The following is a 12700-nucleotide window of genomic DNA, read 5'->3' on the forward strand; positions in this document are numbered from 1 at the left end:
CCGACAATCACCTGTGGAACCCATCTTGTCCGACCGCACCGCCGCCACCCGCTCCGCCCGCCCAGCGATTTTCGGAGCGGCTCTGGGGGTGACCCTGGGCGCCCTTGCGCTTACAAGCGTGCTCGCAAGCGTTCCGGCGGCGGCCCAGGCCGCGCCGGCCGCCGCGCCGCAATACGGCGCGGTCGCCGCCGGAATCCAGCCGCACCGGGCGATCTATAAGATGTCGCTGGCCTCGGCCCGCAACAGCTCCAAGGTCAGCGACGTGCGCGGCCGCATGATGTTCGAATGGGCCGACGCCTGCGACGGTTGGACGACGGAGCAGCGCTTCCAACTGCGCTTCGTCTACAGCGAGGGCGACGAGATGGCGATGAACACGAACTACACGACGTGGGAATCGAAGAACGGCCAGCGCTACCGCTTCAACGTCCGCAAGCTGATCAACGGCGAGGTCGACGACGACGTTCGCGGTGAAGCCAACCTGGCGCCCAACGACGGCAACGGCTCGGCCCAGTTCACCAAGCCGGAACCGCAGGAGATGGATTTGCCGGCCGCCACCATGTTCCCGACCGCCCACACGCTGGCGATCCTCGACCACGCCCTGAAGGGTGAGCATTTCTTCACCCGCACCGTCTTCGACGGTGCCGACGCCGAAGGCCCGACCGAGGTCTCCACCGTCATCGGACAGGCCGGCGCGCCCAAGGACGCCGCCAAGAGCGCGCTGCTGACCGACGCCAAGGCGTGGCCGGTGCGGATGGCCTTCTTCCCGACCCACAGCGACTCCGCCCAGCCCGAATACGAGATGAGCCTACGCCTGCTGCGCAACGGCATCGCCGAGTCGATGGAGATCGACTATGGCGACTTCACCGTCAACGCGATCCTCGACACCATCGAGGCGCTGCCCAAGTCCGGTTGCTGAGCGGCCGCTGGGCGGGATTTGCGGAAAATACTTAATGGTTGATCGCGACTCGTCCCTGCGCTTAACTGTTGAGACGATCAGGGTCACAACAGGCTGGTACGGGCCGCGGCACCGAATTCCCGGACGCCGCGGACACGGACCGGCCCCACAGGGGTTCCGCCATGAGCAAGAAAAGTGTCCAGATCGGGCAGGTCTTTCAGCCGGTCGGTGCCGGCAAGGGCCGCGCATGGCGGGTGATGGGCACCGTGAACCTGCTGGGCATCCCGCACGCCCGCATCGTCAGCACGGAGGACGGCGGCGTGTCGAAGACGCTGAGCTGTTCCGTTCTGATCGACACCGATCATTATCGCCTGATCGCCGCGGCGCCGATGGACGGCATGGCGGCCTGACCGCCGCTTCTCCCCCGTCTTTCCCCTCGCGTTCCTCCATGACCGGCGGCGACCGGGCGGCCCGCCGTCCACGCCTCCGGAGTTCATGATGTCCACGCCGAGCCTGCTCGCCGCCCAGGCCCCCAGGCCGCTTGCCGACCGTCTGCGCCCGACCCGCCTGTCCGAGGTCGCCGGGCAGGACCACCTCCTCGGCCCCGACGGCCCCATCGGCCGCATGGCCGAGGCCCGCGCTCTGACCTCCATGATTCTGTGGGGACCGCCCGGCTGCGGCAAGACCACCATCGCGCGGCTGCTGGCCCAGGCCACCGACCTGCGCTTCGAGTCCATCTCCGCGCTCCAGACCGGGGTCGCCGACCTCCGCAAGGTCTTCGAAGCCGCCCGCCAGCGCCGCGACGGCGGCCAGGGCACCCTGCTGTTCTGCGACGAGATCCACCACTTCAACCGCAACGTCCAGGACAGTTTTCTGCCCTATTTGGAGGATGGCACCGTCACGCTGGTCGGCGCCACCACCGAGAACCCCTCCTTCGAACTGAACGCCGCCATCCTGTCGCGCGTCCAGGTCTTCGTCCTGCGCCGGCTCGACGAGGCCGCGCTCGACGCCCTGCTGGCCCGCGCAGAGGAGCATGTCGGCCGCCCCCTGCCCCTGCAACCCGAGGCGCGCTCCGCCCTCCTGGCGATGGCGGACGGCGACGGGCGCTTCGTCCTGAACATGGCGGAGCAGATCTACGCTTTGGGTGGAGAGGAGCCGCTCGACAACGCCGCGCTCGGCCGGGTCCTGCAACGGCGCCTGCCCTCCTACGACAAGTCGGGCGACGGCCACTACAACCTGCTTTCGGCCTTCCACAAGAGCCTGCGCGCCTCGGACGCCAACGCGGCGCTTTATTGGATGTGCCGGATGCTGGCCGCCGGGGAGGATTGGCGCACGATCGCCCGGCGCATGCTCTGCGTGGCGAACGAGGACGTCGGCCTCGCCGACCCCAACGCGATCCTCCAAGCCACCGCAGCCTGGGAGACCTACGAGCGGTTGGGCGCGGCGGAGGGTGAACGCGCCCTGGCGCAGGCTTGTCTTTACTTGGCCACCGCCCCCAAGTCGAACGCCGTGGAGGTCGCTCTGGGCGAGGCGCGCAAGCTGGCGCGAATGACCGGCAGCGTCATGCCGCCAATGCACGCGGTCAACGCGCCGACGAAGATGATGGCGGAACTGGGCTATAAGCAGGGCTACATCTACGACCACGACACGCCGGAAGGCTTTTCCGGTCTCGATTATTTCCCGGAATCGGTGGGCCGCCATGAGTTCTACCGGCCGGTCGAGCGCGGATTCGAGCGCGATATCCGAAAGCGCCTGGATTATTGGGCGGGTCTGCGGCGGCGGCGGAAATAATGGTCCGGCGGCAGTAACCAAAAATGTCGCCCGTGACTTCGGTCGCCCACACCTTTCGATGGGCGATGCCACCAAATCCCCCAACCGCCGCGCGCAACCACCGCCAAACCCCGGTGTTGTTCAAAGGCGAGGTTCAGAACGCCGCGCCGCATTGACGCCATATGCAAGAACCAAGTCGTGATCATCCGGATAGAAGGCGGAAAAGGGGTAACTCCAAGGAATAGTCATAGAGATTATTTCCGAGTCCTAGAAGTACCCCTCAAGATACGACTTCGTTCATAGCGCCGTTAGTGAGTCATTAACCGGCGACGTGGCTCAATGACGTCACCACGAACGCACAGGCCAAGGGAGTTCTACATGATCGCCACCACCAAGTCGCAGAAGATCGCCGCTTCCTCCCTGACTCACGTCACGCTGCTGGATGAATTCATCCGCCTGACGCAAGACAAGATCGGCGCTCAGGACGACGCGTTCGTGCGCGACAGCTTGGCCGACCTTCTGATGAACCTGCGCGAAGAGCGCGCCGGCTACGTTGAAATCCTGGGCGCCACCGCCTACAACCGCGCGGCCTGACCCGGATCATCGTCAGCCTTGCGTTCGGGGTTCGTATAGAAGCGAGGATGGCGCGGTACGTCCCACGCCATCTTTCCCCCTTCTTCAGGGGCTTTCGGCGGCCAGCGCCGCCAGCGCGTCTCCGCTCAACCGGTAGGGCAGCCACTCCTCCATCTGGCGGAAGCCGATGCGGTCGTAGAAGCCACGCGCTGGGTTCCAGTTCAGCACGTTCAGATCCACACGCCGGTATCCCCGCTCGACCGCCCGCTGGGCGACGGCGGAAAGAAGGTGACGCCCGACGCTATGCTTGCGCGCGTCCGGTGTGACGTAGAGATCCTCGACGAACAGCCCTGGACGACCTTCCCAGGTCGAATAGTTGCGGAAGGTCAGCGCGAAGCCGACGGGCGTTCCGTCCAACTCGGCGATCAGCGCCTCGAAAACCGGATGCTCTCCCCAACCGTCGCGCCGAAAATCCTCCTCCGACGCCTTGACCGAATGGGCCTCGTGCTCAAACTCCGCGAGTTCGCGGACGAAACGCAGGATGTCGGCGCAATCGGCTTCAACGGCCGGGCGAACGGTCACGGAGGGCATGGGCGGAACTCTCTTGAGGAAGACGGGCGCCGACGATAGCCGCAGGCCGACTCCCCCGCACGCTCAATCACGCCCGGTCCAGTCACGCTGGGCTCAATCCCCCTGGACTCAATCGTCACCGCCGCCTTGAAGGTCGAGAATGCCGCGCAACTCCTGCACGCGGCGCTCGGCGCTGTGCTCCGCCAGGACCCGCTTGCGCGCGCGTTGGCCGAGGTCGGCCAGATGGTTGCGCGGCAGCATCATCGCCGTGGTCACGTCGTCGATCTGCGCGGCGACCAGGATTTCCCGACCCGGCTCGAAGAAGCTCTCAAGCCCCTCCCAGCGGTCCGACACGATGGCGGACCCGTACGCCGCCGCTTCCAGAAGCCGGCTGGTCGGGCACCAGCCGACGCTCCGCTCGTCGTCACGGGCCAGCGCCAGCGTGAGGGTGGAGGAGGCCAGCAGGTCGCCGGTCTCCGCCGGGTCGAAGCCGGGCAGCGTCACGACGTTCGGGGCCGCCCTCGCGACATCCGGCAGATTGCCGCCGGCCAGAACGAAACGGCGGCGGGTCAGCCGCTGCGCCGGATCGATGAAGAAGCGATCCAGCCCCTCCCGCATCGCCCCTGCGTCCGGCGCGACGCAGCACAGGTCGCCGAGGTAGCGGCGTTGGGAAGTGCCAGGCTTGTGCGCCTCGGGCACGATCCAGGGGTAGAGGGGTGCCACGGCGACGGCCCCCGCCTTCTCGCGGAACAGTTCCAGCGCCGGGCCGCCGCCCGAGGCCAGCACCAGATCGAAGCCGCCCAGGCCATCGACCGGCAGATGCGCCAAAGCCTCCCCCGCCGCCAGCGCGGCGAGCGAGGAGGGCGCGTCCGGATCGTACAGCACCCGGCGCGCGCTCTTCGACTCTTGCACCAGAGCGGCGGCGGCCCGCGCGTCCGGCCCATGCGCCACGACCAGGGCGACTCCGGAATCGTCGGCGTGCCGCGCCGCTTCGACGGCGATCGCATCCCAGTCCGTGTAGATCAGCCGCTCGCCGCCCGGAATGCTCCAGGCCGGGTTTCCCGCCGCGTCCGGCCCCTCCCGCTCCACGGCGATCACGCGATGGCCGCGAAGCGCCAGGGCCTGGACGAGAGAGCGCCAGCGCAGGGTGTGTCCGGCGTCGGCAAGGGTACCGGTGGTCAGTCCGAAAATGACGATCTTCATGGCGTCGGCACCTTCATGCGATCGGGAAAGCGATCCGTCGGGCGAAGCGATCCGTGCTCAGTCAACGCGGCCGGGCATGGTGGAGTTCCAGTCATGGCGGGGTTGCGGAGGAGGCCATCCGATGGGCGGAAACGACCGCCGACAGGGCTTCGACCCTGCGTCCTGACGCGGCCGGTTGGGATGAAAGGGATATGGCGCAGCGCCGGAAGCGTTCAAGCTTCGTTCCCGCCCGCGACGCCCGATTCGGATTTCGCGGTTGAGCCCGGCGGCGGGGCACCGTAGGGTCACGGCCCGGCATTCCCAGTGCCCCGGCATTCCCAGCCCCGGCATTCCCAGCGATGATCGAGCGCATGCGAACCCTGTCCCGCACCTTGCCCCGCCATTCCGCCCGCCTCCTTCTCGTCGCGCTCCTGCTGGCCGGCTGCCAGAGCACCGGCGTCACGGCTCCTGTGACGGCGGAGGGCGGTGCCTCGTCGGCGTCCCCGGCGTCGGCCGTCCAGACGGCCGCGCAGCCGCGCCTGCCCTTCCCCGACTGGCTGCGCGCGCTCCGCGCCGAAGCGTTGGGCCAGGGCATCCGCGCCAAGACCTTCGACCGCGCCTTCGAGCGCGTGAAGCTGTCCGACCGGGTGGTGGAACTGGATTCCAGCCAGCCCGAGTCCACCCGCCAAGTGTGGCAGTATCTTGACAGCGCCGTGAACGAAAAGCGCGTCCAGAACGGCCGCCGGAAGTTGCAGGAGAACGCGGCGTTGCTGAATCGCATCAGTCAGCGTTCCGGTGTTCCGGCCGAGATCCTCGTCGCCTTCTGGGGAATGGAAAGCGATTTCGGCAATTCGACCGGCGGTTTCTCCGTGATCGACGCGCTGACCACGCTGGCCTACGAAGGCCGCCGCGCCGCCTATTTTCGGACCGAGCTGCTAGCCGCCCTGCGCATCCTCGATTCGGGCGATATCGCGCCGGAGCGCATGTCGGGATCCTGGGCTGGGGCGATGGGGCAGACCCAGTTCATGCCGACCATTTTTCTCCGCCACGCCATGGACGAGGACGGCGACGGCCACCGCGACATCTGGGGCAGCCTGCCCGACGTGATGGCCTCGACCGCCAAGTTCGTGCAAGCCAACGGCTGGCGCAGCGGCGAGCGCTGGGGGCAGGAGGTGCGGCTGCCCGATGGTTTCCCCTATGACCAAGCCGAGTACACCATCGTCAAACCGGTATCGGAATGGCGCCGGATGGGAGTGCTGCCGGCCGGCGGCGGCGAACTAGCCGGCGACAACCCGGCGGCGATTCTCGTACTGGCCGGGCACCAGGGACCGGCCTTCCTGGTGCACGAGAATTTCCGTGCCATCATGCGCTACAACCCTGCGACCAGCTACTCGCTGGCGGTGGCCCTGCTGGCCGACCGCATGGCGGATCGGCCGGGCGTGGTGGGAAGCTGGCCCCGGCAGGAGCCGGCGCTCAGCAAGGACGAGCGCATGGAGTTGCAGCAGCGCCTTGCCGCGCTGGGGCTGGAGCCCGGCACCCCCGACGGCATCGTCGGCGCCAACACCCGCAACGCGGTGCGCCGCTTCCAGGCCACCATCGGCGCGGTGCCGGACGGCTTCGCCACCAAGGGCCTGCTGGACCGACTGCGGCAGGCGTCGTAAGGGAGCCGGCGCGGCGGCGGACGGAAGCCGCCGAGCCGGAAACCCGATGGTCAGCCCTCCGGCGTCGAGCTTGGCGCCACGGCGAAGCTGCTGTGGTCCCCCTTCCGGCGCTCCTCCGCCGGCAAGCGGCCCTCCACCAGATAGCTGATGTTCTCCGCCACGTTGGTGGCGTGGTCGCCGATCCGCTCGATGGACTTTGCGGCGAACAGCAGATGGGTGCAGCCGGTGATCTGGGCCGGGGTTTCCATCATGTAGGTCAGGAACTCCCGGAACAGGCTGGTGTAGGCGGCGTCCACCTCGCCGTCGCGGTCACGGACCGCGGCGGCCAGCGCCGCGTCCTGCTCGGCGTAGGCCCGGCGCATGTCGCCGATCATCTCCAGCACCGTCCGACCCATCCAGGTCAGCGACCCGGCTGGCGGGACAACCGGAAGCCCGGCCAGCGTGACGGCGCGTTTGGCGACCGACCCGGCGAAATCGCCCATCCGCTCCAGATTCGAGGCGATCTTCAACGCGGCCACGATGTCGCGCAGATCCTTCGCCATCGGCTGGCGCAGGGCCAGCATGCGGATGGTCATCGCCTCGACCTCCATCTCCAGACGGTCGATGGCGGCGTCGCCCTCCACCACGACGGCGGCCTTGGCGGCGTCGGCGGTGGCGAGCGCGTCCAGCGCCGTGGCGAACTGGCTCTCGACCAGAGCCGCCATGCGGTCGATGGCGGAATGCAGCGCCGCCAGCTCGGCGTCGAACGCCGCAACCGTGTGTCCTCCGGCCATGCCCAAGCCCCCTTTTCCAAAGCGTTCATCGTGCCCGTTCCGGCGCCGCGGCCCCCACCGGGCGGCAGGCGTCGCGTGGTCCCGGAACGGTCTTAACCTTTGGCATAGATTATTTTCGGACACTGGTCTATCGCTTGGAAAATCAGGCGACACCACAGACACCGGACGGGGCCGATGACGCCACACGAGTTGGTCGCGGTGCTGGAAAAGCACGAGCGCTGGCTGAAGAAGAGACAGGGCGGCGCGCGCGCCAACCTGACCATGGCGAACATGGAAGGGTCCAACCTCTCCGGCGTGGACCTGACTCAGGGCAAACTGTCGGGCGCCAACCTGTCGCATTGCGATTTGACCCACGCCAACCTGAGCAACGCCGACCTGTTCGCCGCCCACCTGACCAAGGCCGACCTGTCGGGCTGCAACCTGTACCGCGCCGATCTGCGCGGCGCCCACATGCGCGGCGCCAAGATGAAGCGCGCCATCCTGAAGGAGGCCGACCTGCGCGGCGGCGCCCTGCTCTACGGCGGCGGCGCTCCGGGCAAGGGCGGCAAGGGGTTGGACTTCGTCCGCTCCGACCTCTCGGGCAGCGATTTCGACGACGCGTCGATGACCAACGCCAACCTGTCCGGCGCCGACCTGACCGACGTGTCGATGAACGGCGCGGATTGCGAGGGCGCGCTGCTGACCGGCGCCACGCTGATGCGCGCCAGCATGAAAAGCTGCAACCTCGCCCGCGCCGACCTGCGCGGCAGCAACCTGTCGGGCGTGAACCTGCAAGGCGCCATCCTGCGCGACGCCAACCTGACCGGCGCCATGCTGGCCGGCGCCAACCTGCGCAACGCCGATCTCCAGGGCGCCAAGCTGGAGGGCGCCGATCTGGCCGGCGCCGACACCACCGGTGCCAATCTCGCCCGCTCGGCGGAGAATTTCTCGGTCCAGATCCAGCAGGCGCTGCACAGCCACTACACCTGGATCAACACCAGCGGCACCATGGGCGCGCGCGCCGACCTCGCCGGGGCCGATATGACCCACATCGATCTGACCGGCGTGAACCTGTCCGGCGCCAACCTGAAGGGCGCCAATCTAACCGGCGCCAAGATGCGCGAGTCGCTGCTCATCATGTGCGACATCTCGGAGGCCAATTTGTCGGGCGCCGACTTCACCGCCGCCATCCTCGACGGCGCCAACCTGCGCGGCGCCAATCTGGAGGGCGCGCGGCTGGACGGGGCGGGGATCGGCTGGGTCGACATCAAGGGGCCGGACGGGCGACCGACCGGGCGGCTCTGGGCCGCCAACCTGACCGGCAGCCGGCTGGCCGGCGCGTCCTGCGTGCGCACCAACCTGCGGGGCGCCACCCTGGCGGATTGCGATTTCTCCAACGCCGACCTGACCGGCGCGATCCTGAGCGACGCCAACATCCGCGACGCCCGCTTCACCGGCGCGAACCTGACCGGCGCCAGCCTGCCTCCGCCGCCCGATCTGGACGACTGATTTCAGCGGCCGCCCCGGCCAGCACCGGGGATGGCGGCCCCAACCGGGATCAGCCGTCGCTCCGCCGCCGCAATCAGCCCTCGGTGTCCTCTTCGCGGCCGAAACTGGCCGCGTTCAGGTTGGCCCCGACCCGTCGCAGCACGCCGATGGCCCGGGCGACCTCCTCCGGCGCGATGCCATCGACGGCGATCGCCGCGATGTCAGACGCGCTGGGCATCATCGTCTCACGCAGCGCGCGGCCCTTGTCGGTCAGGAAGATGTTCATCTTGCGTCGGTCGTGCGCGTTGCGGACCCGCTGCACCAGCCCCTGCGATTCCATCACGTTGACGGCGGTGACCGTCGTCGGCTCCATCATGCCGACGCGGTGGCTGAGTTCGCGCTGGGTCAGCCCGTCCTCGTCCCACAGGGCGCGCAGGAAGAACCACTGCCCCATGCTGACGCTGGAGCGCGCGATGCGCGCCTGCAACGCACGGCCGAAGGCGCGGTTCACATCACGAACCACGAAGGACAGGACGCCGTCGGAGAGGGCGCCATCGGTCAGGGCACCGTTAGGCAGCGCACCATCCGGTGCCGGTGCCGCATCCACCGTCTCGCTGGCCGTCACCGGTTCCCATCCCTTGAAACACGCAACCATACCGACAATCTTTCTGCCCGTCGTTCCCACATTCCACGCCGCCGCGTCCCGTCGAAGGACGCCGTCGATCGCACTGCCACCGGGGAATGGCGGACAATGAGGTTTTTCCCAATCATAGCGTGTCGCACCCGAAGCGCAAATCAAATGCGCAAGCCTCGCAGCCCGGCATGCAATGATATGTCAGGACCCAAAGCCGGAGCCACCCGCAAAGGAAAAAGACCCACCATGGAAAAATCCCTTCCCGCTTGGGGCCGGTCTATCCTTTTCTAATGGTAGAGCCTCGCAGTTCCATATCCCAATATGGTTGCGTTTCCTGGATTGCGGACCGTCCGGCCTTTTACTTCCCGATGGGAAATGACAAGACGCTCCTAATATGAAGAATTTACTAAAACGCCACCCAGCGCCTCAAGAGGGCTTGCGCCGACGCGGTGACGGAGGCCAAACACGCCGGCGCGCACCATATCCACCCGACAGCCCGATCAAGGCCCCGGCCGAAGCCCCCCGAGACGTCAAGGATCCGCCATGACCACCGCCGCTTCCCCCCGCACCGTCACCGTCGCCGCCACCCAACTGGCCTGCGGCTGGGACCGCGCCGCCAACGTGGCGGGCGTTGAGTCCCTGATCCGCGAGGCCGCTGGGCGCGGCGCCCAGGTCATCCTGCCGCAGGAGCTGTTCGAGACCCCCTATTTCTGCAAGGACCAGAAGCAGTCCCTGTTCGAACTGGCCGCCCCCGCCGAGGGCCACCCGGTCATCGCCCGACTGAGCGCGCTGGCCCGCGAGTTGTCGGTCGTCATTCCGGTCAGCTTCTTCGAGAGGGCGCGCAACGCCTACTACAACTCGGTCGCCATGGTGGACGCCGACGGGAGCGTGCTGGGGATTTACCGCAAGTCGCACATTCCCGACGGCCCCGGCTATCAGGAGAAATTCTATTTCAGCCCCGGCGACACCGGCATCCCGGTGTTCAAGACCCGCTACGCGACGATCGGCTGCGCGATCTGCTGGGACCAGTGGTTCCCGGAAACCGCCCGCATCATGGCGTTGAAGGGGGCGGAGATCCTGCTCTACCCCACCGCCATCGGGTCGGAGCCGCAGGATTCCGGCATCGACAGCCAGGGCCACTGGACCCGCGTGATGCAGGGCCACGCCGGAGCCAACCTGATGCCGCTCGTCGCCTCCAACCGCATCGGGCGGGAAGAGGGCGAGACTTGCGGGATCACCTTCTACGGGTCGTCCTTCATCGCCGGGCCGCAGGGGGAGATCGTCGCCCAGGCCGACCGCGACAGCAGAACGGTGCTGACCGCGACCTTCGACCTCGACCGCCTCGCGGCGCAACGCGCCTCCTGGGGGGTGTTCCGCGACCGCCGGCCGGAGCTTTACGGTGCCCTGCTGACGCTGGACGGCGAGACCACGCCACGCCGGTAACGGCTACACCACCAGCCTGCCAAGCCCACCACCCGGCGGCGCGGTCAATGCCTGCGCCGCCGTTTGTGCCGCCGCGTAGGCCGACGCCCCGCGCGCGGCCAGCGCAGGCGGCGCCGTGCCGCCACCCTGCTGGCGCTGCTCCGACTCCGCCTTCAGCTTCTGCGCGTCGGCTTGCGCTGCGACCCGCAGATCCTGCGGGGACGGATCGTTTGGGGCGAGCGCCGCCGCCTTGACCTGCTCCATCTTGGCGACGGTGGACGAAGGGTCGGCCTCCGCGCTGATGTCGACCTGCACCTCGCCGGCGGTGGCGTAGCTCTTGCCGTCCGGCCCGCGCGTGTAGGTGAAGGACGCCGCCCCGGCGTGCCCGCCGCCCGCCGACTGATGCGCCGCCTCGTGCTGGCGGACGTTGGCATCGCTCTGCCTGAGCTTCTGGACTTGCTGCTGGGTCTCGGCCGACGCCGGTTCCGTGGCGGAAACGGCCCCGTTTCCGAAGGACAGGGGCCGGGACGGGGCGCGGTGCATCCCGATGGGCGCCCCTATCGACGACACGTCGCCAGCCACCGCCTGCATCCCTCAGCGATTGTTCACGAACAGGACGAATTTAGGGCGATTGCCTCCTTCCGGCAATGGCGTGGTGCCTCAGGAATCCTCGAATCCAGTCAGCACGTTGGCGACGTTGACGCCCAGATCGTCCACCGCGTAGCCGCCCTCCATCACGAACAGCGTCGGCAGCCCGATTCCGGCGATGGCGGCGCCCATGCGCAGGAAATCCTCCGACAGCAGCCGGAAACGGGAGATCGGATCGCCACCATAGGTGTCCGCACCCAGCGAGACGACCAGCACGTCGGGCGCGAAGGCGCGGATGCGCCGGGCGGCCACATCCAGGGTCTCGGCGTAGGCGGCCCAATCGGTGCCCCAGGGCAGCGGCAGGTTCAGGTTGGCCCCCTCGCCCGCACCGGCCCCGGTCTCATCGGCGTGGCCGCTGAAATAGGGAAACTCGTCGACCGGGTCGGCGTGCAGCGACACGAACAGCGCGTCGCCACGCTCCCACAGGATTTCCTGCGTGCCGTTGCCGTGGTGGTAATCGACGTCCAGCACCGCGACACGCGCTGCCCCGCCGTCGCGCAGGGACTGCGCCGCGATGGCCGCGTTGTTCAGAAAGCAGTAGCCGCCGTAGAACGCCTTTCCAGCGTGATGGCCCGGCGGACGGCACAGCGCGAAGGCGCTGCGGTCTCCCGCCCGGATCCGGTCCGCCCCGCTGAGCGCGCTGTCGGCGGCTGAGGTGGCGGCACGCCAAGTTCCGGCGGTGATCGGCGTCCCGGCATCGAAGGAATAATAGCCGAGGCGCCCGTCGATCGAGCGCGGCACGACCCGCCGGTGCATGCCCGGCGCCACCCAGTTCAGCGGCAGCGCGTCCCAATCGCCGTGTTCCTGGACCCATTCGCCCCAGGCGTTCTGGAGGAAGGCCAGATAGCCGACGTCGTGCACCCGCTCCAGCGGGGTCAAGCCGTGCGGCTCGGGCGCTCGGACGGAGCCGAAGCCGATCGCGTCCAACCGGTTGCGGACGATGTCGGCCCGCGCCGGCTTCTCGTAGCAGGGCACGAGTTGTCCGTCGTTGAGTTCCGACCGGCCGGACTGGAGCCGATGCTCCTCGCTGTAGAAGACAATCACGCCGCGCGGTTCCTTGCGAAGAAAAGGGAATGAGAAAAACCATGATAGCGTCGCCCGCCCC

13 protein-coding genes are annotated in these 12700 nt (G+C 68.2%); 7 read left to right on the forward strand and 6 right to left on the reverse strand.

Annotation, left to right across the window (positions count from 1 at the left end; translation table 11 throughout):
• The first annotated feature begins 25 nt into the window (after positions 1–25).
• From EJ913_RS21100 to EJ913_RS21115, 4 genes are all read left to right on the forward strand, one after another.
• Positions 26–916, forward strand: coding sequence for a cell envelope integrity EipB family protein (locus tag EJ913_RS21100; protein ID WP_238519793.1), 891 nt, complete (start codon positions 26–28; stop codon positions 914–916).
• A gap of 161 nt (positions 917–1077) precedes the next feature.
• Positions 1078–1305: a hypothetical protein gene (locus EJ913_RS21105; protein ID WP_127001557.1), complete on the forward strand. Its 228-nt coding sequence runs from the start codon at positions 1078–1080 to the stop codon at positions 1303–1305.
• A gap of 85 nt (positions 1306–1390) precedes the next feature.
• Positions 1391–2686: a replication-associated recombination protein A gene (locus EJ913_RS21110; protein ID WP_244939436.1), complete on the forward strand. Its 1296-nt coding sequence runs from the start codon at positions 1391–1393 to the stop codon at positions 2684–2686.
• Between the two features lie 357 nt (positions 2687–3043).
• A complete protein-coding gene (locus tag EJ913_RS21115; RefSeq protein ID WP_238519795.1) occupies positions 3044–3259 on the forward strand; it encodes a hypothetical protein in 216 nt (71 codons plus the stop codon).
• 84 nt (positions 3260–3343) lie between these two features.
• On the opposite strand, the gene EJ913_RS21120 is transcribed toward EJ913_RS21115, so the two are convergent.
• Both EJ913_RS21120 and EJ913_RS21125 read right to left on the reverse strand, forming a co-directional pair.
• Positions 3344–3829 carry a GNAT family N-acetyltransferase gene (locus EJ913_RS21120; RefSeq protein ID WP_127001561.1) on the reverse strand — a complete coding sequence of 162 codons (486 nt, stop codon included), beginning with the start codon at positions 3827–3829 and terminating at the stop codon, positions 3344–3346.
• 108 nt (positions 3830–3937) lie between these two features.
• Complete coding sequence (locus EJ913_RS21125) at positions 3938–5011, reverse strand: CgeB family protein (protein WP_127001563.1); 1074 nt, start codon at positions 5009–5011, stop codon at positions 3938–3940.
• 350 nt (positions 5012–5361) lie between these two features.
• Between EJ913_RS21125 and EJ913_RS21130 the strand changes: the two genes are divergently transcribed.
• Complete coding sequence (locus EJ913_RS21130) at positions 5362–6651, forward strand: lytic murein transglycosylase (RefSeq protein ID WP_127001565.1); 1290 nt, start codon at positions 5362–5364, stop codon at positions 6649–6651.
• Between the two features lie 50 nt (positions 6652–6701).
• Here the strand turns inward: EJ913_RS21130 and phoU are convergent, their stop codons facing one another.
• The gene (gene phoU / locus EJ913_RS21135; protein WP_127001567.1) at positions 6702–7424 is read right to left on the reverse strand and encodes a phosphate signaling complex protein PhoU; all 723 of its coding nucleotides are present in this window, start codon (positions 7422–7424) and stop codon (positions 6702–6704) included.
• 174 nt (positions 7425–7598) lie between these two features.
• Here phoU and EJ913_RS21140 point away from each other — a divergent pair, with 174 nt between their 5' ends.
• Positions 7599–8912, forward strand: a complete 1314-nt coding sequence (locus EJ913_RS21140; RefSeq protein WP_127001569.1) for a pentapeptide repeat-containing protein — start codon at positions 7599–7601, stop codon at positions 8910–8912.
• 73 nt (positions 8913–8985) lie between these two features.
• Here EJ913_RS21140 and EJ913_RS21145 read toward each other — a convergent pair whose 3' ends face one another.
• The gene (locus EJ913_RS21145) at positions 8986–9516 is read right to left on the reverse strand and encodes a MarR family winged helix-turn-helix transcriptional regulator (protein ID WP_244939437.1); all 531 of its coding nucleotides are present in this window, start codon (positions 9514–9516) and stop codon (positions 8986–8988) included.
• 552 nt (positions 9517–10068) lie between these two features.
• Between EJ913_RS21145 and aguB the strand changes: the two genes are divergently transcribed.
• Entirely contained in the window at positions 10069–10968 is a 900-nt protein-coding gene (aguB, locus tag EJ913_RS21150; protein WP_127001573.1) for an N-carbamoylputrescine amidase, read from the forward strand.
• 3 nt (positions 10969–10971) lie between these two features.
• Here the strand turns inward: aguB and EJ913_RS21155 are convergent, their stop codons facing one another.
• Together EJ913_RS21155 and EJ913_RS21160 are read right to left on the reverse strand one after the other, a co-directional pair.
• Positions 10972–11538 carry a putative metalloprotease CJM1_0395 family protein gene (locus EJ913_RS21155; RefSeq protein ID WP_127001575.1) on the reverse strand — a complete coding sequence of 189 codons (567 nt, stop codon included), beginning with the start codon at positions 11536–11538 and terminating at the stop codon, positions 10972–10974.
• Between the two features lie 69 nt (positions 11539–11607).
• Positions 11608–12639 carry a histone deacetylase family protein gene (locus EJ913_RS21160; RefSeq protein ID WP_127001577.1) on the reverse strand — a complete coding sequence of 344 codons (1032 nt, stop codon included), beginning with the start codon at positions 12637–12639 and terminating at the stop codon, positions 11608–11610.
• Between the last annotated feature and the right edge of the window lie 61 nt (positions 12640–12700).

Source organism: Azospirillum doebereinerae, assembly GCF_003989665.1.
GTDB classification, from domain to species: Bacteria; Pseudomonadota; Alphaproteobacteria; order Azospirillales; family Azospirillaceae; genus Azospirillum; species Azospirillum doebereinerae.

Excerpts from the sequence above, each read along its gene's own strand:
- EJ913_RS21105 (WP_127001557.1), top strand. The coding sequence starts at position 1,078 with ATGAGCAAGAAAAGTGTCCAGATCGGGCAGGTCTTTCAGCCGGTCGGT.
- EJ913_RS21110 (WP_244939436.1), top strand. The coding sequence starts at position 1,391 with ATGATGTCCACGCCGAGCCTGCTCGCCGCCCAGGCCCCCAGGCCGCTT.
- EJ913_RS21115 (WP_238519795.1), top strand. The coding sequence starts at position 3,044 with ATGATCGCCACCACCAAGTCGCAGAAGATCGCCGCTTCCTCCCTGACT.
- EJ913_RS21120 (WP_127001561.1), bottom strand. The coding sequence starts at position 3,829 with ATGCCCTCCGTGACCGTTCGCCCGGCCGTTGAAGCCGATTGCGCCGAC.
- EJ913_RS21125 (WP_127001563.1), bottom strand. The coding sequence starts at position 5,011 with ATGAAGATCGTCATTTTCGGACTGACCACCGGTACCCTTGCCGACGCC.
- EJ913_RS21130 (WP_127001565.1), top strand. The coding sequence starts at position 5,362 with ATGCGAACCCTGTCCCGCACCTTGCCCCGCCATTCCGCCCGCCTCCTT.
- phoU (WP_127001567.1), bottom strand. The coding sequence starts at position 7,424 with ATGGCCGGAGGACACACGGTTGCGGCGTTCGACGCCGAGCTGGCGGCG.
- EJ913_RS21140 (WP_127001569.1), top strand. The coding sequence starts at position 7,599 with ATGACGCCACACGAGTTGGTCGCGGTGCTGGAAAAGCACGAGCGCTGG.
- aguB (WP_127001573.1), top strand. The coding sequence starts at position 10,069 with ATGACCACCGCCGCTTCCCCCCGCACCGTCACCGTCGCCGCCACCCAA.
- EJ913_RS21155 (WP_127001575.1), bottom strand. The coding sequence starts at position 11,538 with ATGCAGGCGGTGGCTGGCGACGTGTCGTCGATAGGGGCGCCCATCGGG.